This window comes from Marinomonas balearica, from assembly GCF_004362145.1.
GTDB classification, from domain to species: domain Bacteria; phylum Pseudomonadota; class Gammaproteobacteria; order Pseudomonadales; family Marinomonadaceae; genus Marinomonas; species Marinomonas balearica.
The window spans coordinates 19,290-44,975 of record NZ_SNXC01000001.1; the positions used below are offsets into that span (position 1 = coordinate 19,290).

Genomic DNA, 25,686 nt, shown 5'->3' on the forward strand with positions numbered 1-25,686 from the left:
GTATTCGTCGCGGCGCTACGTGACATTGATTAAGATCGTCAAACAGCTTAACGCCAGCCCAATCGCAAGGGTTTTGTTTAATCGTCGAACTCTTATTGGTGTGCTCAACCAATTGCCTAATACCGCGCCTGCCATTACCCAAGCACTGAGCGACAACCAACAAATGGGCAGGTAGACCACGATAAACATCAACAGCAATGCGTGGTCTTCTCCGTTTGACCCAGTTGCATAGGTTGCGATTCCAGAAAACGACGCGAGCCATGCTTTTGGGTTAACCCATTGCATTATTGCTCCTGTCCAAAAGGTAGGTGCATTATGAGAGTGTTTATCTGCTATTTCGCCGTCATCTTTGAAAAGCTGATAGCTTAGATATAAAAGAAACAAAACCCCCGCCCCTTGAAGCGCTGGAATAAACCAAGGTAACGCCGTAATGAGGTGGTGCAGCCCTAAGCCAATCAAACCAAATAAGGCAATAAAGCCAAGTGTTGATCCTGTCACGAACATCAAACCTACAAACACACCAAATCGTGCAGCGCTGCTAATGCACACTAGGTTCACCGGACCCGGTGAAAGCGACGATGCCAATGCAAACATACTCATAGGTATTAGAATCGAAGCACTCATAACCACTCCTTTTTATGATAGAAAATGAATAAAAGGAGTTTCGCAGGCGAGCGAAGTTAGGTATTGAAGAATACTGACCAACTAAAAGAACGGGGTTGTTTTGACACAGTTAGATGAGATCCGTTTGAGAATCAGTTGTTAGGTAATTGAGACGAGCGATTGAGATTGGCAAGTTCACTCTCATCAGGCCAAACAACCGATTGAGCGTTAATCAACTGATAGAAGCTCATTACTTTAGGTGGGTTGTTCTGCAAAAACCGTCTTAACAATGTGAGCGTTTTTTCTCCCTTAATGGAAGTGGGAATAATCGCATGCAGCGGGTGTGCACCGGAGTCACTTTGAATGTAGAAAGCGGTATTTGGCGAAGCGTGCGCTTTGCTAATCAAAGCCTGAAAGAGTTCACTGGGCACTAAAGGGGTATCACACGGGGAAATGAGCAGATGCGAGCACTGGGCATCGATTTTTTCTAACCTGTGTTCTTTTATAGGTTCCTGCATGCGCTCTAGGCCGGCAAGAATACCTGATAGAGGGCCTTTATCCTGAAACTCGGGGATGTCCTGAACAATGTCTATTTCGCCTGATGTGAGTGCAATGTAGTCGTCAATTTGGCGATTAGCACTGAGCAGTAGCGGCGAGCATAAAGGTGCTAATACAGCGTGAGCATAGCCAACCATCGGCTTGCCTTGAAAGTCGACGAGCCCTTTCTCTACTCCGCCCATACGGCTGCCTCGGCCGCCGGACAGGATCAATCCAGCAACGGTAATTGAAGACGTGTTGTTTATATGGCTTGTATCTACGCGACTTGTGTCCGTTTGAAGCATTGTTTGTCTCTTTGTTGCCACAGGACTTCCGCTTTTTTCAAAGCCTGCTCTCTATTGAAATCTGGAAAGAGCATCATGACAACGACCGTGAGGGTTTGCAATACGGCTTGTTGACCGAAAGCGTCTTCGCTTGATCCTGACCAATGTTCAAGTAATCGAATAGGATCTAAATTGTCTTTTTGGCGAACGTGTTGCTGTTCGGCTTTGTTCCATGTTTGCCAATCAGGAACTTGGTTAGTATTGCCTTTTAGAAAACCCACTGTGACATCACGTTCAGGATTTACTTCTGCTTCCCCATTGCCGCCTCGAAACACCGCGACCGACGGGTCTTTTAAAATCTCTGCCGCGTCTAAATGAAGTTCATCGTACCCTTTGTGAAACACGCCATGAACACTGTGTTTTGCATTGAATGGATTCATCATCCGAACCACTGTGTTGACGGGAGAACGCAGCCCCAGAGTCAGTTTTAGATCCATTAGTTCGGCTAAATTCGTTGAAATGGCGTTTAACGGAACATAAGTGAAGTTACCCCGCTCAAGGTTTTCCTCTGCTTCTTGAATTGTATCGGCAGAGCTTAAACCCAACCACTGGATCGTCTCTTGCACATAGATACGGTTCTCTTCATCAAATGAGTGACCGTGCATTGCAACTTTATAGCCGGCTTGTGCAAGGGTTAAAGCAGACAGCAAAAACCAAGGTAATTCATTACGTTTTCCTGCGTAGGCTGGCCAGTCGATATCGACTTGAGATGCGTTTGTGCGGTTTTGCGCTAAAAACTCTCGAACCGCACGAGTGAATCCTACGGTTTCTGCCACCGTTTCTTCTCGAATGCGAATAAGCATCCAAAAGGCTCCGATTTGTTCAGGCAGTGCTTGATTGTTCAGAATCATTTGCATAGCAAGTTGCGCTTCTTCTGACGTCAAGCTTCTGGTGCCTTTTTTGCCACGCCCAAGGATTTTAATAAAGTGTTTAAAATCGTCGATCATGAGGCTAACTCCTCACTGTCTAAGGTCGTTGATGTCGTGCTGGTGGACTCTATGAGTGCTTTTAGCTCAGGGATGCAGGAGCCGCAGTTTGTGCCGCATTTTAGGGAATCACCTAGTGCCTCGGCCGAACGACAACCTTTGTGGATGCTGGCTTCTATTTGTTTGCTTCCGACTTGGAAGCAGGAACATATAATGTCACCTTTGTCTTCGACATCGGTCGGTAAGCCTGCGAGCAGCGCGATTCGTTCCGATGTGTTGAGCGGGTCTTCTCGCTCGAACAGGCTGGTCAACCAGCGGCTGTCTGGTAAATTGGGGAACGGTGAAAAATAGAATGCGGCGACAAGGCGAGATTCACTGCCTTCTTTTGTGATGAAAGCAAAGCGATGTTCGTTTGTAATCGGGTTCGTATAGGTCAGGCATACAATGTCGCCTGAATTAGCGCTCTGTTCCGACTCATTATGTATCGCTTGTTGTACGAGAGATGTGAGATCCAAAGGCAATTTAATCGCGACTTCGTAGCGTTTTCCTTTGGGAATGGTAACGTCGCTCCAGTAATCAAACGCCGACAGTTCAAGTGGGTTCAAAGCGAGTGCATAACCATAATACCTGCATTCTACAGGCTCTAAATTAACGCAAGCATGTTTAGATTCTGGTTGTCCTGAAAGAGGGTCAAATACTTGAGGAACCAAACTGGAAATGACGTTTGCACTGTTGTATTGATTGGTCCAGTGAATCGGAACAAAGACGTTTCCTGATTTTTGTTTTTCATTGATTTTAGCGCGCATCAATACCTCGCCAACACGCGAGCTTAATTTCACCAGTGTTTTGTCTTTTACGGCCAAACGTTCTGCGTCACTGGGTGACATTTCCACGTAAGGTTGCTCACTGTGGTTGAGCAGAATAGAGGCTTTACCTGTACGCGTCATAGTATGCCATTGATCGCGCAGGCGTCCTGTATTGAGAACAAGAGGCCATTGTTCGCTTGGACGTTCAACGGGCGCTTTAGGCGTAATGGGAATAAAGCGAGCTTTTCGGTCGGGAGTGAAAAACAAACCGTCTTCAAACATTCGCTTTGTGCCTTGTGGCTGGCTAGGCGTAACTGGCCACTGTATGGGCGAAAGTGCATCGTATTCAGGCTTGCTGAGCGTACTTAACTCACCAATATCAAAGTCTCGTAACGTTGAACCAGCGTTTTCAAAGGCGGAAAGCGCAGCGTGTTCGATGAAAATTTCGTTAGGGCTAGCGTAGTTAAACGCCTTCATAAAGCCCATACGTTTTGCGACTTCGCACATTGCCCACCAGTCGTGTTTCGCTTCTCCAGGAGCTGGCAGTAAACCTCGTTGACGAGATATGCGTCGTTCCGAGTTGGTGACTGTTCCGTCTTTTTCGCTCCACGTGGTTGCGGGCAGCAATACGTCAGCCATCGCGGCTGTGTCGGTGTTCATTTGGCAATCACTGACAATCACCAACTCACATTTTTCTAAAGCTCTGCGGACTTGGTTGGTGTCTGGCAAACTGACCATCGGGTTCGTCGACATAATCCAGACCACTTTTACCTTGCCTTCTTCGATGGCTTGAAACATATCGACGGCTTTTAAGCCGTTCTGCGTTGCCATTTTGGGCGCTTGCCAAAACTGTTGGACTAAATCTATGGCGCCGGGTGTGGCAAAGTCCATATGCGCCGCTAATTGGTTTGCGAGTCCGCCGACTTCTCGGCCACCCATCGCGTTAGGTTGACCAGTAATTGAAAACGGCCCCATGCCTTCGCGGCCAATACGACCCGTTGCCAGATGACAATTAATAATGGCATTGGCTTTGTCTACACCGCTGGAAGATTGGTTAACGCCTTGAGAATAAAAAGAAACGGTGCGCTCCGTTTGGCACCACCATTCGACTAATTTACTGAGTTCGTTGACTGATATGCCCGCTTCTTGGGCTGCGCTTTCGATGCTTGGTGAGGATGCACGAGCTGCTTGAACAGTATCTTTAAAACCGTTGGTGTGGTCATTGATAAATTGAGAATCCAGTTTTCCTCGGCGTTCCGATTCAACCAGCAGAGTGTTAAAGATAAGCGCGTCACTGCCGGGCGTTATAGCAAGGTGAAGGTCTGCAATATCGCATGTAGCCGTTTCTCTTGGGTCGATTACGACGACTTTCATTTCAGGACGTTTTTGTTTTGCGGCGGATATACGTTGAAACAAAACGGGATGCGTCCAAGCCGCATTGGAACCAATCATAATCAGAAGATCACACTGCTCTAAATCTTCATAACAACAGGGAACAGTGTCTGTGCCGAAAGCACGCTTGTAGCCGACCACGGCTGACGCCATGCAGAGTCGAGAATTGGTATCGACGTTTGCTGTGCCAATAAACCCTTTGGCGAGCTTATTTGCCACATAATAATCTTCGGTAAGAATTTGGCCCGAGAGGTAGAAAGCAAAAGCGTCGGGACCGTGCTCCTCAACGACTTGCTTTATTTTTGTGCTGATTGTGTCTAGAGCAGTATCCCAAGACGCTTGTTTACCCTTTACAACGGGGTGCAACAAACGTCCATCGAGCCCAAGTGTATCGATTAAGTTACTGCCTTTAACACACAGGCGACCAAAATTAGCAGGATGATGGGCATCACCGCATACTTTATTTTTATCGTTTTTATTTTTGTTGTTCTCAAGCGGTCTGATATCTTCTTTCCACTCATTGACTGGAAAATCGACACCACAGCCAACCCCGCAATACGGGCAGGTTGTTTTACCTATCACCTGCACTTGTCTACCTCTCGTCCAAAAAAAAGGCCCAGTTTCCCTTAGAGAAACCGCGAAAAACGCACCTTCTCTAAGGGAAACTGGGCCACATTGCCTGACTGATCGTACCCACCACCGAGTACGACAAGCTAATCGTCGTGCTTACTAGAAGCATTTCATATAAAGCAAACTATGAGCCAACTAATAAAAATTTATATAAATCAAAATACTAGCGTTTCTAGGCATCGACTATCGATCTAACCTGAAAATAATTTGCTCAGAGTTGGTGCGAAGTGCAGGGTAATAGGGCATGCTTTATTTACTCTCGGTATGTAATTGCATATCAAATTGAGACCTTTGCTCGTGACTTCGTACAAAGGTCTCAAATTACGTCAAAAAAGGATTGCTGATGAAACTCTATTTAAATGAAACGTCTCCCTTCTCACGCGTTGTGACAGCTGTAGCTTTGATGTCGGAAAAGGCTTCTGTTGAGCTTGTTTGGGTGGATCCATGGTCGTCGCCAGATGCATTAAAACAGGTGAATCCTTTTTGTATCATCCCTGCATTGGAACTCGACGATGGAACCGTTTTGACGGAAAGCATGGTCATTTGTCAGTATCTACTCGCAACCTATCGTAACGTCTTCCTCGCACCAATGGACCTTACCAACAAACAAGAAATGGCACTGCTTGGTTCAGCCAAAACTCTAATGGACGTGGCGTTTAAAACGGTGGCATTGAAGCGCTTTACCGAGGGCAAGAACGAACTGACTACGCGTGGTATCGAGGGGCTAAAAGAAGCGCTTCTAAGGTCGAAAACAGACATTCGAAAGAATCCCGCCTACAAAGAGAAAACACTGGCGACGTTATACTTTCATATTGCCCTAGCGTATATACAACTTCGTCATGAGGCGCTGTTTGAACAACATGCAGCAGGAGAGATTGAAGCTTTTCTTGAAAAATCACCTTTCAGCGACGTATTGGAAACAATTAGCCTTGAGACATTGGCCGAAAAACCGAGCTTTGAGGGTCTTAGAAATAGTATTTAAAGAGAGATAGATAAGGTGTACAGCGCCATTCGCCAATACACCTTATCTATTTGAGCGCTTTGGTATTAGTTCACCGCTACAAATACGTCGCCGTTTTCAATCTTGGTTTGCCAAGTAGGTAAAATGCAATTTTCATCTTCTAGGCAATGACCGTTTTCAAGGTTGAAATGCTGTTTGTATAACGGGCTCGCGATCACGGGTTGTCCGTTTAAATCGCCTACAATCCCTCTCGAAAGTACATTGGCTTTGCCAAAAGGATCCCAATTAGACAGAGCAAAGATTTTGATGTGTTCTGCTTCATCAATGCGAAACAACGCAATTTGTTGTCCGTTTACAAGCGCAGCAGTTCCGATTTCGTTTTCTAGTTCGTCTTGATGACAAATGTATTTCCAGTTCATTTCAGTACCTCTTAACGGCTACCTTTTCCCTCCCCTTAGTAAGGGGAGGGAATACAAGGGGGGTGACGTTCTAAACCGCTTTGGCGATTAATTCGTATTTCTCGGACTCGGTCGCAGGGCGAATCTGACCTCGCTCTTCAACAAAGACGACGTTGTTGTCTTCCTCGTCGGCGTTCACAAACTGACGGAATTTTTTCAGCGCTTTTTCGTCTTTTAATGTGGTCGTCCATTCGCATTGGAACGTATCGACAATGTGTTGCATTTGCGCTTCGAGTTCCGCACCAAGGTCAAGAGAGTCTTCAATGATCACGTCTTTGAGGTAATCTAACCCACCTTCTAGGTTGTCCATCCAGGTTGCGGTTCGTTGCAGGCGATCCGCTGTTTTGACGTAAAGCATTAGAACTCGGTCTATGTATCGAATCAGCTCTTCGTCGGTGAGGTCGGTTGCAAACAAGTCTGCATGGCGTGGTTTCATACCGCCGTTACCACATACATAAAGATTCCAGCCGTTTTCGGTGGCGATCACACCAATGTCTTTACTTTGAGCTTCGGCACACTCTCGTGTACAGCCAGATACCGCAAATTTAATTTTATGAGGACCACGCAGTCCTTTGTAGCGGTTCTCTATATAGATGGCCATGCCGACAGAATCGTTTACGCCATAACGACACCACGTGCTACCCACACAAGATTTAACGGTTCGAACGGATTTACCGTAGGCTTGGCCGGTTTCGAACCCTGCATCAATCAGTTCTGACCAGATTTTAGGCAGTTGCGGTAAGGTTGCACCAAACAGGTCAATTCGCTGACCGCCTGTGATCTTAGTGTAGAGGTTATAGCGTTTGGCGACGTCGCCGATGGCGATTAAGCCGTCGGGCGTGATTTCACCGCCGGGAATACGTGGCACGACCGAGTAGGTGCCGTCTTTTTGCATGTTTGCAAGATAACGGTCGTTGGTGTCTTGTAAGGCGACGTGCTCTTTTCCTAAAACATAGTCGTTCCATACACTCGCTAAAATCGAGCCGACCGCTGGTTTACAGATATCGCAGCCTTTTCCTTTGCCGTGCTTATCTAACAGTTCAGCGAAGGTTTTAATGCCTTCGACCTTAATTAGGTTGAACAAATCTTGACGGGTGTAGGCAAAGTGCTCGCAGATATCCGTGCTGACTTCAATGCCAAGGGCGAGCAATTCGTTATCGACCACTTTTTTCAGTAACGCGGCACAACCGCCACACCCAGTTGCTGCTTTGGTGATGCCTTTTACATCGGCAACACCGGTTGCTCCGTCTGCGACAGCGGCATTTATGTCGGCTTTTGTGACATTGTGACAACTGCAGATTGATGCCGTATCAGGCAGTGCATCAACGCCCAGTGCGGCTGGTGCGCCATCTGATGCCGGCAGAATGAGCCCTTGAGGTTCTTTCGGAAGATCGATGCCGTTTAGGTAATATTGCAGTAAAGTATCGTAGTAACTGTTGTCGCCGACTAATACAGCGCCTAATAGTTTTGATCCGTCCTCTGATACAACTATTTTACGGTAGGCGTTGCTTAATTCATCTTGATAGACAAAAGATTTAGCGCCTTGTGTTGCTTGGTGAGCATCGCCAATCGAACCGACATCACAGCCGAGTAGCTTGAGTTTGGTGCTCATGTCAGCGCCTTCAAAAGCTAGGCTGTTATTCCCTATTACATGATCAGCGGCCACTTTAGCCATGGTGTAACCCGGCGCGACTAAACCAAAGATCTTGCCATTCCAAAGGGCACATTCACCAATGGCGTAAATGTTATCGACAGACGTTTGGCACACATTGTTGATTTCGATGCCGCCACGTTCACCCAAAGAAAGCCCGGATGAGCGTGCTAATTCGTCTTGAGGTCGAATACCCGCAGAGAAAAGAATGAGATCGGTCTCTAAGTGGCTGCCGTCGGCGAAGTTCATGCGGTGGAATGCGGCTTCGCCGTCTACGATTTCGTTGGTTGCCGTCGCGGTATACACGTCAACACCAATTCCTTCGATCATGTCTTTAAGCATTGCGCCGCCAGTCTCATCAAGCTGAACGGGCATAAGACGTGGCGCGAATTCGACCACTTGAGTTTCTAAACCGAGGTTTTTGAGTGCATTAGCGGCTTCAAGGCCAAGTAAACCGCCTCCTACGACTGTTCCTGTTTTGCAGTCTTTTGCGCATTCACGCATTGCGTCTAGATCATCAAAGGTACGATAAACAAAGGTATTATCTCGTTTGTGTCCCGGAATCGGTGGCACAAATGGGTACGAGCCTGTTGCTAAAATCAGTTTGTCGTAATCCACTTGAGTGCAGTCGTCTAAACGTATGCTGTTGGCTGGTGTATCGATCGCAACGACTTTCGTATTCGCGTGGAAATCGATGTTATTGTCTTTGTAAAATTCGCTGGTGGTCAGTGACAGGTCTTCTGCGTTTTTGCCGGTAAAATACTCGCTTAGGTGTACACGATCGTACGCGATGTATTTTTCTTCGCCAAACACCTGAACATCAAATGCTTGATTGGCACCAGATTGAATGAGTTGTTCGATAAAGTGATGGCCGACCATCCCATTACCAACAACGACGATTCGTGGTTTGTTTTGATTCGTTGTCATAGAAGCCCTCGTATCTCAGCTTGCTTTATGTCGTTTTTCTAAGAGCTCTTTCTCGTGCTCTATCGGAGTGCAATAGGCTTCTCCGAATATAAGACGATCTAGTAAAGCGCTGACATTGGTTTGATTCTGTATTAGCTGGAAGTACCAGCCACCGTCGGCGACGTTGCCAAAAAGAATTGCGCCGACGAGTTTGTCGTCGTTGACCACGAGTCGGCGGTAATGATGCTGCGATGCATCTACAAATGTGATGGAGTTGCGATCGGTGAAAGTACTTAAATCACCGACGGAAAACAGGTTGATTCCAGACACTTTAAGCTTGACCGGAATCGGGTTGATGCGAAACTTTGGTGTTTCATTGTGCGCCAAAGCGTACTGACTTGATGCGATTAACTGTTCGCAAAGCACGTCAATTTGATCCCAAATCGGGGCGACCAACCCAAAAGTCGTGTTGGCGAACTCCGAGCATTCGCCAATGGCGTAGACACCTTCGACGGATGTCTGAAGACGCTCATTGACCTGAATGGCTCGATTTACGATAAGCCCTGACGATTTAGCCAACTGTGTTTCTGGCGTGATGCCTGCGGCCATGACAACGCATTGCGTCTCTAGGGTGCTTTTATCGTCAAGCACAACGCTGTGTACTAGGTTTTGTTCGCTCTTTATTAGCTTGGTTGGGTTAACGCCAAGGCGAAATGCAATCCCCATACTCTCCAGTTTATTTTGTAAAAGCGATGCCGCTTTCTGGTCGAGTTGGCGATTTAATATGTGCCCTGAACGATGCACAACCGTCGCTGTATGGCCTCGTTTTGTCAAACCAACGGCGGCCTCTAAACCGAGTAAACCGGCACCGATGATCGTTACCTTGCTTCGTTCTGGCAATGCTGCCATTACGTCGACATCTTGCCAGTCTCGAAAGCCGATGACATTGAGGGCGTCGTTACCCTGAATATCTAACGTTCTTGAGCGAGAACCGGTAGCGAATACTACTTTGTCGAAATTAAGGGATGTGCCTGAACGCAACACAACCTGCTTATGATCATAGGAAACACGGATCGCAGGATCGTCACAAATAAATTGAACACCTTGCTCTGAAAGCTCATCTACATTGATGAGGTTCATATCCTGTTCTTTAATTTCCCCCGCAAGAAGGGAAGACAGCATAATTCGGTTGTAGCCAATGCGAGCTTCTTCACCAATCACCGTAATCCTGTATTGATCTGGGGCTTTGGTTAACAGTTCGCTAGCAAGCTTACTGCCCGCCATTCCGCCGCCGATGATGATTAGGTGTTGTTTTGTCATAATTGAATTCTTAACGAATGACTCGTTTAAGCCTGCTTTGCATTCGGTTCGTTGTTCTTGGTGCCGCTTTTTGCGTTGGTTCTGTGTTTATCCAACGTTTCTACTTTTTTTTGCTTCTCATAAAGGAATGTCAATACTTGCGCTCGGTAATCGACGTATTTAGGGTCGTTTGCCAGTGCTAAGCGGTCTCGAGGACGTTCAAGGTCTACGTGGAGAATTTCACCTACTGTGGCTGCGGGACCGTTGGTCATCATGACAATACGGTCAGAAAGAAGTACCGCTTCATCCACGTCATGGGTAATCATAATGACGGTATTGTTCAGGTCGGTTTGGATTTCCATTAGGGAATCCTGAAGGTGTGCACGAGTCAGTGCGTCCAGTGCGCCGAAGGGTTCGTCCATCAGTAGAACGCTGGGTTCCATTGCCAACGCACGAGCGATACCGACACGTTGTTTCATGCCACCGGAAATTTCGTCAGGACGTTTGTCAATCGCGTGAGTCATGTGTACTAACTCAAGGTTGTGACAGATCCAGTCGTGCATTTCTTGTTTGCTTTTCTTACCTTTAAAAACCTGCTTTACCGCAAGCTCGACGTTTTGATAGGCCGTTAGCCAAGGTAAAAGAGAGTGGTTTTGAAAGACGACGGCGCGTTCTGGCCCCGGCCCTTTTACTTCTTTGCCGCCTAACATGATGCCGCCTTCGGTGGCATCGTAAAGGCCTGCGACAATATTAAGGACGGTCGACTTACCACAGCCGGAGTGACCGATAAGAGAAACAAATTCGCCTTGTTGTATTTTTAGATCCACTCTATCCAAGGCTTTAAAAGGGCCTTTTGGTGTCGGGAATTCAATGGATACTTGGCTGATATCTAAATAGTTATGCATATTCTTTACCTTCGCGTAATTCGCTCGTGAATGTGTTTTTAATCGTTATCTCAAAATCTGAGATTTATCCCAAGACACCATTTTTTGGATGCTCAACATGGTTCGGTCTAATAGGAAGCCGATTAAACCAATCACGATAACGGACGCCATAATTCGGCCAAGCGAGTTTGAGCTGCCATTTTGGAACTCATCCCATACGAACTTACCAAGACCTGGGTTTTGTGCGAGCATCTCGGCGGCGATCAGTACCATCCAAGCAATACCCAAAGACAGGCGTAAACCGGTAAACATCATAGGGATAGAAGAAGGAATGACGATTTTAATAACATGAGTGAACCAACCAAGGCGCAATACCTTAGAAACGTTTAATAAATCTTTTTCAATAGCAGCAACACCGACCGCAGTGTTGATTAATGTTGGCCATAGGCAACAAAGTGTCACAGTGAACATGGAGGTTAGGAACGACTTTGAAAACATGGGATCTTTTGATACATACGCCGCACTGACAACCATAGTCACGAGAGGCAACCATGCTAGCGGTGAGACGGGTTTGAATATTTGAATTAATGGATTAAATGCACTGTAGACGGAACTGCTTAGCCCAATAATGATCCCGCCGGGTATGGCGATTAAACTGGCAAGCACAAAGCCTGCAACAACGGTATAGAGGCTTGTTCCAATTTGATCAAAAAAGGTAGGTTTGCCTGTATACGGGCGGACTTTTATTTTGGCATCAGGGTTTTTTGCGAGTTTTTTTGCATTTCGCTTTTCCTGACGCTCATAGAAAGCAACTTCCTTTTGGCGTTCACGCTGGTGATCCGCAATTAAGTTCTGAAATTGCTCATAGACAGCAACTGGCCCTGGGAATGTACCAAGGGAAGTATGAACGCGGCTTGCGCCAACATTCCAAATCACCAAAAAGACCAAAATACCCAGTATGGGTAACAGCAGGTTCTTAATGGAAAAGCCTTGATACCAATCCTGAATAGATTTTAGTTTTATGTTTGGTGTCATCATGTTTGTCTTTCTCAATACGTTGTTCTTAGAATAAAAAGGCACGTCCTTGTGCAGTTGGGAGCTAGGTAGTCTTTAAATTTCTATACTTCGTCGTCGCCTTTTAGGCCGATTTCAAAGCTCTCAAGGTATTTATTTGGGTAACGTCCATCGTATGTAACGTTGTCAATAAATTCGCTTTGAGGTGGTTTGAATCCTGTTTCAGTTTCGAAATTAGGGAACTCGCTTGCTTCCATTAACCCTTCTTCGATCAGCTCTTTTGCTGCGGTTGCATAAATGTCAGGGCGGTATACTTTTTTCGCAGTGTCCATGAACCAAGAATCTGGTTTGTTATCCGCAATTTGTCCCCAACGGCGCATTTGAGTCAGGTACCAAATCGCATCACTGTAGTAGGGGTACGTTGCGTTGTAGCGGAAAAATACGTTGAAATCAGGCACTTCGCGTTTATCGCCTTTCTCGTATTCGAACGTTCCCGTCATACTGTTGGCGATAACGTCATAGTCTGCGCCGACGTATTCACTGCGAGATAAAATTTCAACCGCTTCTGGGCGGTTTGCGTTGTTGTTTTCGTCCAACCATTTTGCCGCACGAATCATAGCCTTAACGACGCGTAGGTGCGTGTTTGGAAATTCGTCTGCCCATTCATTGCTTACACCAAATACTTTTTCTGGGTTGTCTTTCCAGATTTCATAATCGGTAATAACAGGTACGCCGATGCCTTTAAAGACGGCTTGTTGGTTCCACGGCTCGCCCACGCAATAACCGTAGATAGTGCCTGCTTCCATGGTCGCCGGCATTTGAGGAGGAGGCGTAACGGACAACAGTGCGTCAGCACCGATTTGACCGCTGATGTCTCCTTTTTTCGGAGCATAGTAACCCGGGTGAATACCACCCGCTGCTAACCAGTAGCGTAGCTCGTAGTTGTGCGTTGAAACTGGGAATACCATGCCCATATTGAAGGGTTTCCCTTCATCTTTGAAACTTTCCACAACCGGTTTTAACGCCGATGCGCTAATCGGGTGAACGGGTTTTCCATCGGCATCTTTAGGGATGTTTGGTTTCATTTGAGCCCAAATATCATTGGAAACCGTGATGCCGTTACCGTTTAAATCCATACTGAACGCAGTGATGATATGCGCCTGAGTACCGAAGCCAATTGTGGCACCAAGTGGCTGACCTGCTAGCATGTGCGCGCCATCCAGCTGGCCATCAATTACGCGGTCAAGCAGCACTTTCCAGTTTGCTTGTGCTTCTAAGGTGACATAGAGGCCTTCGTCTTCGAAGTATCCGTTTTCGTAGGCAATCGCAAGAGGTGCCATATCCGTCAGTTTAATAAAGCCGAATTTTAAGTCTTCTTTCTCTGGCTCACCAATTTCAGCTTGAGCTTGCATGGAGGCGACTAGTGCGCCAACAGCTGCAACTTTCGTCGCGAACTTAATTGCGCTTGCAGCATGAGTTTTGAGAAAACCTTGAGATTGTTCGTAGTGACCAAACGTCTTTTTCATGTTTGTACTCCAATTGGATAGACCCAGAAACGAAAAAAGGCGCCAGACTCACTCTTCTATTGCTAGAAATATGTGTGTCTGGCGCCTTTGCCATATTTGAATCGTCTTCGATTCTTAATTTTTATATTGCTTAAACAAACGTTGTTAAAGCAAAGTGTTCTTTTGTGATATTACCGGTTATATTCTTAATGTAAGCAGAACTTGTGCCAACTTTATAAGTTGTTGAATTTAAAGGGATGTGCTCTTTTTTTTGACAAAGCGTTCATTTTGAAATTTGATTCGTGCACCGAATAAGAACCTTTTTGCTTATTATGCACCCAATTGGAAATGGCGACACAGTGACTGGAATTGTGCGTAATGGCATTCGCAATCGATCACTAGATGAGTTCGTGATCGAGCGCTGTGGTTATTTACCCAATGTGGTGAAAGTCAGGTCGGTTTATTTATAAGTTCGCAAACAATCTAAACTTTACGGTATTGGCTTCATTCATACTCGCGTCGTCCGCGGAGAAGACGTCTTTGGTGTATGAGTCTGGATCACGCAATGCAAATTGCGCGTCGATTGAAAACTTACCAAAGTTGTAGCCGACACCGACTGGGAGCTGTAATCCTGTTGCGACGTATTGATTGCCGCTGCTTGTCGATTCCCATGTTTCGCTAAAGAGCCCGACTCCTGTATAGGCGTAGAATCCCTCATCAACGAGTGAGGTGCTGAGCAGCATGTTTAACTCTAAGCCCGAAACATCAAACACCGAGCGGCCTGAATCGGTTCCCTTCGTATAGTCACCAGCACCTGGATAGTAATAGTTTGATTCCAACGCGACGTTTTCTTGTGGAATCAACCGTGCGGAAAAGACCGGAGAATCAAACGATGCCTCATAGTCGTTACTGTTTTCGCTCACAAAACTGGAGTGATAACCGCCACCTATTTGGGCGAATGTATCAGACGTGTTGCTCTCTGTCTCTGCAAAGGCTAAAGCAGGCAGAGCAAGAACCGCAACGGCCGGTAAAGACAGAAGAGCGGTTGTGCTCGCAATGGCAAAAATGGACTTTCTCATAGATCTTTCCTCACATTGAAGTATTCAAGCAGTAATTAATGTCGTTTCTGGTCAGTGCGACTTCCCCTGTCGCTACGGTTGGAATCGCGTTCTCCCCTTTTCGAACTGCGATTGCCGTTATCTGAATTGCGTGAACGGTTGCTGGATTTTGACTCAGACTTAGAGCTATTTTGGGAGCGAGTGCTTTTAGAGTTATTGTTTTTAGAGTTATTGCTCTGAGCACTGTTGTTTTGAGAGCCATTGTTTTGAGAGTTAGCGCTCGTCTGCTGGTATTTGTCGTGATCTTTCGTCGGTGGTTGAGTGTGTTGTGTGGGTACATGAGGATAAGGCGGCGCAACGAAATCTGGGTCCAAGTTTGAATATGGTCCACCGTTTTCTGTTGATGTGTCGTTAGTGTTAGCTCCGTTCGTGTTAGCCCCGTTCGATTGATCGCTAGCGTTGTTCGTTATCTCTTCATCTGAAGCGTTGGATGGGGCATTTGAAGTGACGACGCTTTCATCGTTTGAGGTACTATTGCCTTCTTCATCTGTCGCAGAATTTGAATTCGAAGATGCAACATCTTCGTCTGAGCCTGTACTGACTGTTTCTTCATCTGTCGCCGTGTTGTTTTCTGTTGTCGTGACCGACTCATCAATTGAGTTTGCAGTGGTTTCTTCATCGGAGGCGTTCGTAGCGCCGCTATCTTCTTCTGCAGAAGTGCTGGCAGCCTCTTCATTTACCGCCTCTGTAGCGGAATCACCGGTCACATCTTCATCTGAGGCAAATGACATGTTGCTTGCTATACCCATTGCTCCTGTAACGAGTAAAGAGACTAAAAAACGTTTTTGAAGTATCTGAATCATAATTGCCCTCACATTAAGTGTGAAAAAATCACACGTTGGATGTTTTTTATAATAGGTGTGAAAAAATCACACGTAAAGAAGCGGGACGCGGATCTTGTGTAAGTTTTTGTAAATATTTTTCGGGAGGAAGACGAAAAAATTCGTAAGGTTGAGGTTTTGAATACGAGCGTCGACTACATTTGATCGTTTAGAGTCAAATTGACGAAGGGTTAGATTCGTTACGCTATGGCTTTAAATGGAAGCGGTTTTTGAATTCTTTAGGGGACAAGCCCATGATCTCGACAAACTTTTTTCGCAATGCATTAGCGTCCTGATAGCCAAGATTAAATGCGATGGATTCAAATGGAAGGTGGGTGGTTTCCAATAGCTGACACGCTTTTTGAACACGATATCGCTGAATATATTGGGATGGGTTGTACCCTGTTGCTTTAATAAAGCGTCGGTGAAGCGTTCTTTGCGTGAAATGAAATAAAGACATCAGTGATTGGATACTAAGATCCTGATCAAAGTGAGCATGAATATGGTGTTGTAAGGCAAGTACCGCTTCATCGCCATGGTTTAACGGAGGAATGAATTTAGCGTAATAACGCTGCTCTCTTGGGGATGTATCAATGACTAAGTAGCGTCCAAGCTCTCGAAGAGTTTGTACGTTTGTAAATTGAGTCACGATTTCAAACCCTAAATCCATCCATGACATCATTCCTCCTGCCGTGATGATCTGGCCTTCGTTTATTAAAATGGCATCGACCTTTAAATTGATATGAGGGTATTTTTGCCTAAAAGTACTTTCTAAACGCCAATGCGTGGTAATCGAAGTATTTTTGATCAATTGTGCTTCGGCAAGAATAAAAGCCGCGGCACACGCCGTTGCACAAATTGCGCCCTTGCTATATTGCTCTTTAAGCCAAGTAATGAAGTCGTTATTAGGATTTAAGTAATAAGAGTCGTGAGTGCTTGGCGGAAGCAAAATTAGATCATATGTTCTTTGTTGTGTTGTGACGTCAGACTCTTTTATTAATTGCGTGGAGAAAGACACATCAAGACCTTGCTCAGAGCAAAGGCTATTCGCAATCTCAAACATCTCCTCTAAGCCGTATACGGCAGATAAAAGACTCCCCGGATATTGAATGATTGCAATGCTTATGTAAAAGGTTGGCATGGGCTCTTCGTAATTCATAAATAGTGTCTGATATGGCCAATAATATGTCATATTAGACGCTTAAATCCCAATTGAAAGCGTTCCAAAATAGCTGTACCACTAAATTTCTTGGAGATGGCTATGAGTTCTACCGTTAATAAAAAGACAGCATTGATTGTGATCGACGTACAAAATGATTATTTTGCGGGTGGAAAATACCCTCAATGGGAGGCTGATAAAACACTGGAAACGATAGAGAATTCCATTATCTCAGCCCGCGAGAAAGGTTGGCCTGTTTATTTTATTAAACATATCGGAACAACTGAAAGCCCATTCTTCGTGCCCGATTCAGAAGGCATCGCGATACACCCACGTGCTCTTGATGCTGCACCAAAGGCAAAAGTAATAACGAAAAAGCACGCGGATGCTTTCTTAAACACGGAGCTGGAATTAACCTTAAAATCAGATGGAATTGAGAACCTTCTAATTTGCGGAATGATGACACAGAACTGTGTTGCCTTTACCGCAATGTCCAAAATGGCCGATCAATATACTGTCACCGTGATAGGAGATGCCTGTACGAGTGTCGACCGTATGGTTCATGGTATTGCCTTAAGAGCGATTGCTGACCATGTAGAGGTCAAAGCCTTCCACGAGTGCTTCTAATTCGCGGGACAATTCTCGATTTTAAACACTATGCTATGCTCGGTTTTGAATCTGTATTTTGGCAGCACTGTAGGATGAAACACAGTAGGGAACAAAGTAGTTTAGGAAAAGTTTGCCCCATTCTATATCCAATGAGTTAACAATGGCATCGCCTTGGTTTATGGCATTTAAAACCGTCCCGACGACCAATGCAATTTTGAGTGCGTTGGTCGCGACGGCTTTTGACGTTAAAACGGGGATCCACTTTCGCATAGTGTTGTCCTTTACGTAGATTCAAATGTGGATAGGGAACTTTGTGATAAGTCGTACCACATACTCTCAGATCTGTGCATTAGATGCTATTTTTACCAAACCAAAAGGCGACTTATCATGCGTATTCGAACCGCAACGTTTAATGATCTCGACAAAATGGCTTATTTGTCGGCTCAGATTCAACAAGATCAATATGAATTTGAGCCAGAGCTTTTTTTGGTGCCGGATGATGTGGGTGACAAAGAGTATAAGCGTTATTGGAAACAGATTCTGAACGGGAAGGATAACCGCGTATTTGTTGCAGAAATCGACGGTGATATTAAAGGGTATATCAGCGCCCATATTATTCGATTCAATATGCCGTTTATGGTGTCCAAAAACCTTGGGCGTATTGGAACCATTGTAGTGTCACGCACAATGCAACGTTCAGGTGTGGGGCGAAGTCTATCCGAGCATGCGGAGCAATGGCTTATATCTGTGGGTGCCGAAGCCGTGGCGTTAGAAGTACTGGAAAAAAATAAAGACGCACAATCCTTTTATACGACGCAAGGCTATAGAGCGCGCACTCGTACGCTGTCAAAAAACCTTAGTGAGCATTGACATTGCCTCGCTCATGGAAGGTGGTTCAACGCCCAGTTATAAGACAAGTAAGCAATCTCTAAGTCGTGTGTCGAGAGCTTTCTTTGCTGCTCATCGGTCAAGTGTAATGCTTCTTGATAGCTCGCTAGAGAATCGAACAGAGACGTGTAGCCCATCCATCCTTTTTCGAAATCCTCTTTGTACCATTTAAAAATAGACGAAAGTTCTAGGGTGTTGTTATTCGCTCGATTTCGGCTGCCATCGGCCAGAAAGCGAAGCGTTTGAGATTCTAGCTGCGCTTCCATGGGTTCGAAAAGAACCGTCCAAGCGTTATAGGCATTGATCAGAAACGCGAGCTATTTACTAAGCGGCCATTAATCAAAGTCGGATCTCGACACAGCAATAAGATAGAACATAATGTGCGCATACCTTGTTATCCTCTTCGCCATGTGTGGTATTTTTCGAGCCATTTCAGTACGGTTTCAGGTGCGTGTGCTTTTTTCCACTCACCAGCTGCATATTTGTTGGCTTCTGCCCATGTAGGATACGTGTGTATGGTGCCGAGTATTTTATTAAGACCCAGCCCATGCTTCATGGCCAGAACGAACTCCGCCAATAAATCGCCTGCATGGTCGCCAACAATCGTTGCGCCGAGAATTTTATCTTTACCGGGAACGGTCAGTACTTTCACAAAACCTTTATCTGCACTTTCAGCAATGGCTCGATCGAGATCATCAATGCCGTATTTTGTTACTTCGTATGCAATGCCTTTTTCTTTTGCATCCTGCTCGCTGAGTCCAACTCTGGCAACTTCCGGGTCAATAAAGGTTGTCCAAGGTATGACACTGTAATCGACACGGAATTTCTTCAAGTTGCCAAACAAGGCATTCACGGCGGCATACCAAGCCTGATGCGCCGCTGTGTGCGTGAATTGATAAGGCCCCGCAACATCGCCAGCGGCGAAAATATTAGGGAAAAGCGTTTCCAAATAGTCATTGGTGACGATTGTGCGTTTGGTCTCGATGCCGAGTTTTTCTAAGCCGTATCCTTCAAGTCGAGCAACACGGCCAACTGCACAAATCATGTCGTCAAATTCGATGTGTGATTCGATGCCATTGTGTTCGACCGTGAGCCTTTTTTCACCGTTTTCAAGCGCACATCGAATTGCGGAATGGTTGGTGAGCAGCGTTACGCCACTCTCGCTGAGACTTTGAGTCGCATACTCTGAAACGTCTACATCTTCACGAATCATGATGCGTTCAGAGCGCTCAACCAAGGTAACGTCTGAACCTAATCGAGCAAAGGATTGTGCCAACTCGCATCCTATTGGCCCGCCACCTAGAACCACTAAGCGTTTAGGGGCTTCGTCGCGCTCTGCAAACGTGCTCCACAAAGTATCGCTGGTTTCGTAGCCAACGTCTTCAATACCAGGCAGCGGGGGAACGAAAGGGCGCGCACCGGTTGCGAGAATGATGGCGCGACTGGTGAGACGTTGGGTTTCACCATTGTTTAATTTGATTTCGACTGTCCAAGGGTCAATCAATTGAGCGTAGCCTTGAATGACTTCCACTCCTAATTTTGTGTAGCGCTCAACGCTGTCGTGTGGTTCCACTTTGGCGATGACGTTGTGAACGCGTTCCATGACTTTTTTGAAGGAAAATTTTGCATCGCTTGCCTCAAGACCGTAGTTATCCGCGTGTTTCATTTGGTGAGCAATCTTGGCGCTTTTTATGATGGCTTTGCTGGGGACGCAGCCGTAATTCAGGCAATCTCCTCCCATTTTATGTGCTTCAATTAAGGTGACTTTGGCTTTCACGGCAGCGGCAATGTAAGCACTTACTAATCCGCCAGCGCCTGCTCCGATGACTATGAGATTACGGTCGAACTTTGCAGGCTTAGTGTAGCCTTGGTATACGCGGCGTGCTTTGATAACGTCCAGTATTTTCTTAGCGATCAATGGGAAAATACCAAGCAGTACAAACGAACCTAAAAGAGCGGGGGAAAGAATGCCACTTAAGCCTTCAAGCTGAGCCAATTGAGTGCCCGCATTGACGTAAACGATGGTGCCTGCCAGCATACCTATTTGGCTTACCCAATAAAACGTTGCGGCTTTAAGGGTGGTCAACCCCATTAATAAGTTGATCAAAAAGAAGGGGAAAACTGGAACGAGACGAAGAGTGAATAGGTAGAAGGCACCGTCTTTTTCGACACCTTCGTTGATTGCTTTTAGACGATCTCCAAATTTAGCCTGAATGCTGTCTCTCAGCAGATATCGGGATACAAGGAAGGCCAGTGTCGCTCCAATAGTGCTTGCGAACGATACAAGTAACAGCCCCCACCAAAGCCCAAATAACGCGCCCGCTGCGAGTGTCATGACCGCAGCACCGGGTAGAGAAAGCGCGGTCACTAACACGTAAAGAACAAAGTAGCCTCCAGCCACTAAAAGAGGGCTCGCATCCAACCATTGTTGGAACTCGCTCAATCCAGATTTTAGACCTGAAAACGTCAGCAAGTGATGCAAATCAAGATAGAAAAAGCCTGTAATGACACATGCCAATACCAAGACCAAGCCCAATTTTTTCATTCAAACTCTCCTAAAGAGTAAATCAACTGTTAGTTAGTCGTTTGTTACATGCTCTTATTACAGCATAGATAAGAAAAAGTAGGGTGAGGTATATTTGAAATTTTAGGAGCCAGTGAGGTTCTGAGGTTAAAAACTGTCTCTCGATAACTTCCTGTATATACTGTGAAATATGTAAATCATGGAGGTGATATGAAATACTTTTTACTGCTCTTTATTTTATTTTCTGTGGGATGTGCAACAAGACCTATTCCTGAAACATCCAATCCTAAAAAGAAAATAGAAAATGCTTATCGACTGAGAGATCGTGGTCAGCCTATCAAAGCTGAGACGCTCATTGGAGAGGCTCTTGCTATCTTTAAAAAAAGAGATAGTCGTTCAGGTGTTGCTGGTGCTTATATCGCCTTTGGCGATCTATATAAATCTAAGAGTTATCAAGGTGCAATTGACACTTTAGAAAATGTACATGAACTAAAATCCTATCAAGATTCAGCAAATTACTACCAAAAAGCCTCAGATGTGTATTACGAAGAGGGAAATACATTCATGGCTTCGTGGGCTCTGATGGGAATGGGGGATGCATACTATAGTGCAGATAATCTTGAGCAAGCATGTGAATCATATGACATGGCTGAAGTGATTTCTCAGGAAGTATCTAAAAATAAGAGAGAATTGGAATCAGGGATTCGTCGATTTAGGGATCATGTGAATTGTCACGAATAAATAGGACGTCCATAACATAAACGTATTTAACCGTGTTTTGATATCTCCTGTTTAATATGTGTCCCAATAGGGGGTATCTGAACCAATCTGTTCAACCATGAAGTCGATAAAAACTCTCACTTTTTTGGGTAGGTAATGTCGCTCGGGGTATACCGCATACATGCTTTGACGTGGCATCTCGTATTCCTCAAATAAGGCAACGAGATTGCCTTTTTTTGTCTCAGGCCCAGCAATAAAGGTAGGCAATCTACCGATACCGAGTCCCTGAATAATGGCTTCTTTTAGTGCTTCACTGCTATTGACCTGATAATTACCTGAGATTGAAATGCGCTGTACTTCGCCTTCCTTCATAAAAGTCCATTCTCGTTTATCGTTTGAGTACGTGAAAGCAAGACAATTATGCGAAGACAGCGCTGTCAATTCAGCGGGAACCCCGTGCTGATTTAGGTATGTTTGAGAGGCGCAAAGAACACTTCGCAGCGGTGCGAGTTTTCGAACTACCAAATTGGAATCTGGCAATACTCCGCCACGAATAGCAAGATCAAACCCTTGACCAATGATGTCGCTGATTTTGTCGTCCATCACGAGATCAATCGTAATTTTAGGGTATTTTTTTAAAAATTTTGGGATAAGTGGTGCGAGATGTAATCGACCAAAAGACATTGGGCAACTGATTTTCAAGCGGCCTTGCGGTTCCCCCTGTAATTGAGCAACGGCGTCGATCGCGTCTTTAGATGCTTGATGGGCGATTTGAGCGTGTTTGAAAAAATGCTCACCTGCTTCCGTCAAACTCAGTTTTCGAGTCGTTCTGTGCAGTAGCTTTACACCCAGTTGTGCTTCTAGCTGACTGACGCGTTTGCTGATAGCGGATTTCGATATCCCTAGTCGCTCTGCTGCTTTTGAAAAACTGCCGGATTCAACGACTGTCACCAGTATTGAAATATCACCTTGGCTGTCCATGTGGACACCTCCTTTAGGGAAACTGTTTCCATTATCTCAACATAGAGTGTCTGGGGGCTTGGATTATTAGCATAAAGGAGAAAGTGTATGCTTGCTAGATATTATCTGGAGGGAATACATATGATGACTGCTGCTAAGAATAACGCGAAAACGCCAGTAGATTTGTTCGATCAAGTCCTGCCTCGCACTTGGCCGATACATGGCTTGATGTTGGTGATGGTCTTGTTTGTGGCCAGTTCATTTCCGGTTGGTAAGCTCATTGCAGGTAAATTGCCTTCCGATGTCATGATGCTGATTCGGTTTAGTATGGCTGCCTTACTGTTCGCTCCGTATATCTTTATTAAGCATGGATTGCATATTCCAACTGTTCGGTCGCTTTGCCGTTATGCCTTATTAAGTTTGCCATTGGTGACGTTCTTTTGGTGTATGTTTGAAGCGCTAAAATATACAACGGCTCTGAATACGGGCGCTTTGTTTACAACCGTACCGCTTATGACGGCAGTATTTTCGACCATTATTAATAAAGAGCGTACGAGAATACTCAAAAGCACTGGATTATTATGTGGCGCTGTTGGGGCAATTTGGATTGTTTTTAAAGGAGACTTTTCAGCCTTACTGTTTTTAGATTTCAATATAGGCGACAGCATTTTCTTAGTCGGAGCGCTGGTTTTTAGTTTGTACAACCCGCTTATAAAACGCATGCATGATGGCGAACCAACGGAGGTGATGACATTTTGGGTAATCTTATTTGGTGCAGGCTGGTTGTTGTTGCTCTCACTTCCTGAGTTGGTGTATGTCGAATGGGGTAAAGTAGACGCAATGGTTTATGGAGGGCTTTTGTATCTGGCAGTGTTTACTACTTTACTTAGTTTTTTCCTCACTCAATACGGCATCGTTAAATTAGGAGCAACAAAGGTTGCATCTTATAGCTTTTTAAACCCATTGTTTGTATTGGTACTGACAATTTTGATGGGGTCTGTCTCGTTTTCGTTGAGCTTTGCTCCCGGCATATTGCTGGTGATTTTTGCTATGTTTCTTATACAGATAGAGTGATGAGATCGCCCTATATCGTGTTTTGAGATACCGATCGAATATGTCTAAATTGCCTCGTTATTATTGATATCTAGTGTTTATTTTCTAAGTGCAGTTTGGAAGAGATCGGTACGGTAGTCTTTTCCATTTCAGCAAGAAAGAGTGGTTCTTTTGATTTCCTAATATTTAGTCCGCAACAAATGTTGCTCAGTATCAATGGGAAGCTGTTACTTTAATTTCGTGAATTGCGTTGCTATGATGATCTTCAAGGTAGCTAAATTGCTATTGAAAGGAATGTTTGTGGAAACATGGAGTATGGTGGGTATTCTAGCTCTCTATGTTTCAAATATATGCTTCAAAAAAATAGTCCTTTCCAGATCCGCTAAAAGCGCTTCTTTCCATAAAGAACGAGAATTGAATGTATGACTGTGTTCAAGACCTGCACCAATGATTCGAGCTGCTATATAGATGTTGATGAGTTAACTTATAATTTTGGCGTTGAAATAAAGGAATTTGTTTTACAGTTAAGTCAGTCTTTTCGTCTTTATGCAGAGCAAGGGACATTGGCGCTCGATAAGGTTGATATAGATAATGCTCGCATTTTAATGATCTCCGCATGGTTTGCAGGATGGAAAGTAGCGGTGATTCCTGAAAACAAACTGGCTGACCAAAAAAAAGCGATGGTAAGCGACTTACAGGCTGATATTCTTATTACTGGTCAAAATGCGAGAGGCTACAAAGGGACTTTCTCTCACTCATTCTTACATCTTGTTGTTGAGTCGGATGAGAGTGAACCGAAGCACTATGAACAAGACTTCTTTCTCTGGTTCTCAGAGCAAACAAAACGGATTCTCGAGTTAGCTACCGAAAGTTATCGTTGGGCGCCAAATTCTCCAGCATTAGTATTGTTTACATCTGGCACGACGGGCAAGCCAAAAGGTGTGCTCATCTCCATCCACAGTTTGTTTCATTTGGCAGAAAATTTTACGCGTCATTTTGAGATTACGAAAGACGACCGGCTCTTAAGTACAGCGGCATTACACACTATTTCAGGTATACGGAATTCAATATTTATCCCTCTTATGTATGGTACTGAGGTAATTGCCCCGCAATGCACTTTTTCTGTTAACAGTGTTATGGATCTTATGATTAATGACTCGCCGAGTATTATCTTCAGTGGGCCTAAGTTTATCCAGCTTATGGCTGCAATTGGAGAAAGAGAGACAGACTCAGCGCTAAGCTTGAGGTTCGTTATTAATGGAAGCTCCAGAATGGATCACCAGCATAAGCTACAGGTTGAAAAACATTTCAATGTCCCCGTTTACAACACCTACGGCTCGACTGAGGCGATAGGAACGGTATTGGCTGAAAAGCTGCATGAAAGAGCCCTTAACTTAGGGCTGGGCGGTAAAGCGTTTGGCGATATGACTCTAAAAGTGCTTGATGAGAATGGGATAGAGCAAGATACCGGCGAAGGTGAACTTAGAATATATTCTAATTACCTTTTCCTTGGTTATTTAGGGAAGGAGGGCGTTAAGCCAACTTACATTGATACTCAGGATATTGTTGAAATCAATGAGGATGGGTATGTTTCTTGGAAGTATCGTTTAAGCAATCGGATAAAAGGCGATAGCGGTGATTGGATTTTTTCCGAGCATGTTAATCAGTGCTTACAGCAGTATTCATGCGTGAGTGATTTGAACACGACTTTAACCTATAACGAGGTCGGCGTTCCTTCTTTTCAGGTTGAAGTGTCTCAAGATGGCTTAATTGATGGTGAGCAGTGGAAAAAGGAAGCCTATTCTAGGTTGATTATCGAGTTGGGAAATGACTATAAAAGAACAGAATTGATAATAGTCAAAGACATTGTTCGTTCAAATTTGGGGAAATTTGAATACTCGATTAAATAGATGTAGGT

General features: G+C 45.0%; 23 protein-coding genes. 6 read left to right on the forward strand and 17 right to left on the reverse strand.

Annotated features, from left to right (window positions below; all coding sequences use genetic code 11):
- Nucleotides 1–15: 15 nt before the first annotated feature.
- The 4 genes from DFP79_RS00115 to DFP79_RS00130 form a co-directional block, all read right to left on the reverse strand.
- Nucleotides 16–624 carry a LysE family translocator gene (locus tag DFP79_RS00115; protein ID WP_133501778.1) on the reverse strand — a complete coding sequence of 203 codons (609 nt, stop codon included), beginning with the start codon at nucleotides 622–624 and terminating at the stop codon, nucleotides 16–18.
- Nucleotides 625–755: 131 nt separating this feature from the next.
- On the reverse strand, nucleotides 756–1,445 hold the full coding sequence (gene mobA / locus DFP79_RS00120) for a molybdenum cofactor guanylyltransferase (RefSeq protein ID WP_133501780.1): 690 nt from the start codon (nucleotides 1,443–1,445) through the stop codon (nucleotides 756–758).
- Nucleotides 1,418–2,431 (reverse strand): glycosyl transferase family protein, encoded by a 1,014-nt coding sequence (locus DFP79_RS00125; protein ID WP_133501782.1) that lies wholly within the window; start codon nucleotides 2,429–2,431, stop codon nucleotides 1,418–1,420. Before DFP79_RS00125 ends, mobA begins: the two co-directional genes overlap by 28 nt.
- A complete protein-coding gene (locus tag DFP79_RS00130) occupies nucleotides 2,428–5,196 on the reverse strand; it encodes a nitrate reductase (protein WP_133501784.1) in 2,769 nt (922 codons plus the stop codon). The genes DFP79_RS00125 and DFP79_RS00130 overlap by 4 nt, the downstream gene beginning before the upstream one ends.
- A 385-nt stretch (nucleotides 5,197–5,581) precedes the next feature.
- Here DFP79_RS00130 and DFP79_RS00135 point away from each other — a divergent pair, with 385 nt between their 5' ends.
- Complete coding sequence (locus DFP79_RS00135) at nucleotides 5,582–6,220, forward strand: glutathione S-transferase N-terminal domain-containing protein (RefSeq protein WP_133501786.1); 639 nt, start codon at nucleotides 5,582–5,584, stop codon at nucleotides 6,218–6,220.
- Between the two features lie 65 nt (nucleotides 6,221–6,285).
- Here the strand turns inward: DFP79_RS00135 and nirD are convergent, their stop codons facing one another.
- The 9 genes from nirD to DFP79_RS00180 all read right to left on the reverse strand — a co-directional run bounded on the left by nirD (nucleotide 6,286) and on the right by DFP79_RS00180 (nucleotide 17,047).
- Nucleotides 6,286–6,618, reverse strand: coding sequence for a nitrite reductase small subunit NirD (nirD, locus tag DFP79_RS00140; RefSeq protein ID WP_013662971.1), 333 nt, complete (start codon nucleotides 6,616–6,618; stop codon nucleotides 6,286–6,288).
- A gap of 70 nt (nucleotides 6,619–6,688) precedes the next feature.
- Nucleotides 6,689–9,235, reverse strand: coding sequence for a nitrite reductase large subunit NirB (nirB, locus tag DFP79_RS00145; RefSeq protein WP_133501788.1), 2,547 nt, complete (start codon nucleotides 9,233–9,235; stop codon nucleotides 6,689–6,691).
- A 15-nt stretch (nucleotides 9,236–9,250) separates the two neighbouring features.
- Complete coding sequence (locus tag DFP79_RS00150; protein ID WP_133501790.1) at nucleotides 9,251–10,534, reverse strand: NAD(P)/FAD-dependent oxidoreductase; 1,284 nt, start codon at nucleotides 10,532–10,534, stop codon at nucleotides 9,251–9,253.
- A 26-nt stretch (nucleotides 10,535–10,560) separates the two neighbouring features.
- Complete coding sequence (locus DFP79_RS00155; RefSeq protein ID WP_013662968.1) at nucleotides 10,561–11,418, reverse strand: ABC transporter ATP-binding protein; 858 nt, start codon at nucleotides 11,416–11,418, stop codon at nucleotides 10,561–10,563.
- A 45-nt stretch (nucleotides 11,419–11,463) separates the two neighbouring features.
- A complete protein-coding gene (locus DFP79_RS00160; protein ID WP_013662967.1) occupies nucleotides 11,464–12,435 on the reverse strand; it encodes an ABC transporter permease in 972 nt (323 codons plus the stop codon).
- Between the two features lie 80 nt (nucleotides 12,436–12,515).
- Nucleotides 12,516–13,937, reverse strand: coding sequence for a CmpA/NrtA family ABC transporter substrate-binding protein (locus DFP79_RS00165; protein WP_133501792.1), 1,422 nt, complete (start codon nucleotides 13,935–13,937; stop codon nucleotides 12,516–12,518).
- Between the two features lie 443 nt (nucleotides 13,938–14,380).
- Complete coding sequence (locus DFP79_RS00170) at nucleotides 14,381–14,995, reverse strand: hypothetical protein (protein ID WP_133501794.1); 615 nt, start codon at nucleotides 14,993–14,995, stop codon at nucleotides 14,381–14,383.
- A gap of 35 nt (nucleotides 14,996–15,030) precedes the next feature.
- Nucleotides 15,031–15,837, reverse strand: a complete 807-nt coding sequence (locus DFP79_RS00175; RefSeq protein WP_133501796.1) for a hypothetical protein — start codon at nucleotides 15,835–15,837, stop codon at nucleotides 15,031–15,033.
- Nucleotides 15,838–16,060: 223 nt separating this feature from the next.
- Nucleotides 16,061–17,047: a GlxA family transcriptional regulator gene (locus DFP79_RS00180; RefSeq protein ID WP_208111370.1), complete on the reverse strand. Its 987-nt coding sequence runs from the start codon at nucleotides 17,045–17,047 to the stop codon at nucleotides 16,061–16,063.
- Nucleotides 17,048–17,116: 69 nt separating this feature from the next.
- On the opposite strand from DFP79_RS00180, the gene DFP79_RS00185 reads away from it, so the two are divergent.
- Nucleotides 17,117–17,641, forward strand: a complete 525-nt coding sequence (locus DFP79_RS00185) for a cysteine hydrolase family protein (protein ID WP_133501798.1) — start codon at nucleotides 17,117–17,119, stop codon at nucleotides 17,639–17,641.
- A 33-nt stretch (nucleotides 17,642–17,674) separates the two neighbouring features.
- On the opposite strand, the gene nrtS is transcribed toward DFP79_RS00185, so the two are convergent.
- On the reverse strand, nucleotides 17,675–17,893 hold the full coding sequence (nrtS, locus tag DFP79_RS00190; RefSeq protein WP_133501800.1) for a nitrate/nitrite transporter NrtS: 219 nt from the start codon (nucleotides 17,891–17,893) through the stop codon (nucleotides 17,675–17,677).
- Between the two features lie 117 nt (nucleotides 17,894–18,010).
- Here nrtS and DFP79_RS00195 point away from each other — a divergent pair, with 117 nt between their 5' ends.
- A complete protein-coding gene (locus DFP79_RS00195; protein WP_133501802.1) occupies nucleotides 18,011–18,493 on the forward strand; it encodes a GNAT family N-acetyltransferase in 483 nt (160 codons plus the stop codon).
- Nucleotides 18,494–18,504: 11 nt separating this feature from the next.
- Here DFP79_RS00195 and DFP79_RS00200 read toward each other — a convergent pair whose 3' ends face one another.
- Both DFP79_RS00200 and DFP79_RS00205 read right to left on the reverse strand, forming a co-directional pair.
- Nucleotides 18,505–18,777, reverse strand: coding sequence for a hypothetical protein (locus DFP79_RS00200; protein WP_133501804.1), 273 nt, complete (start codon nucleotides 18,775–18,777; stop codon nucleotides 18,505–18,507).
- 128 nt (nucleotides 18,778–18,905) lie between these two features.
- Nucleotides 18,906–21,056, reverse strand: coding sequence for an FAD-dependent oxidoreductase (locus DFP79_RS00205; protein ID WP_133501806.1), 2,151 nt, complete (start codon nucleotides 21,054–21,056; stop codon nucleotides 18,906–18,908).
- Between the two features lie 189 nt (nucleotides 21,057–21,245).
- Here DFP79_RS00205 and DFP79_RS00210 point away from each other — a divergent pair, with 189 nt between their 5' ends.
- A complete protein-coding gene (locus DFP79_RS00210) occupies nucleotides 21,246–21,776 on the forward strand; it encodes a tetratricopeptide repeat protein (protein WP_133501808.1) in 531 nt (176 codons plus the stop codon).
- A 51-nt stretch (nucleotides 21,777–21,827) separates the two neighbouring features.
- Here the strand turns inward: DFP79_RS00210 and DFP79_RS00215 are convergent, their stop codons facing one another.
- Nucleotides 21,828–22,736 (reverse strand): LysR family transcriptional regulator, encoded by a 909-nt coding sequence (locus DFP79_RS00215; RefSeq protein WP_133501809.1) that lies wholly within the window; start codon nucleotides 22,734–22,736, stop codon nucleotides 21,828–21,830.
- A gap of 87 nt (nucleotides 22,737–22,823) precedes the next feature.
- Between DFP79_RS00215 and DFP79_RS00220 the strand changes: the two genes are divergently transcribed.
- Together DFP79_RS00220 and DFP79_RS00225 are read left to right on the forward strand one after the other, a co-directional pair.
- Nucleotides 22,824–23,789, forward strand: coding sequence for a DMT family transporter (locus DFP79_RS00220; RefSeq protein ID WP_133501811.1), 966 nt, complete (start codon nucleotides 22,824–22,826; stop codon nucleotides 23,787–23,789).
- Between the two features lie 401 nt (nucleotides 23,790–24,190).
- Nucleotides 24,191–25,678 (forward strand): class I adenylate-forming enzyme family protein, encoded by a 1,488-nt coding sequence (locus DFP79_RS00225; protein WP_133501813.1) that lies wholly within the window; start codon nucleotides 24,191–24,193, stop codon nucleotides 25,676–25,678.
- The last annotated feature ends 8 nt before the right edge of the window (nucleotides 25,679–25,686 follow it).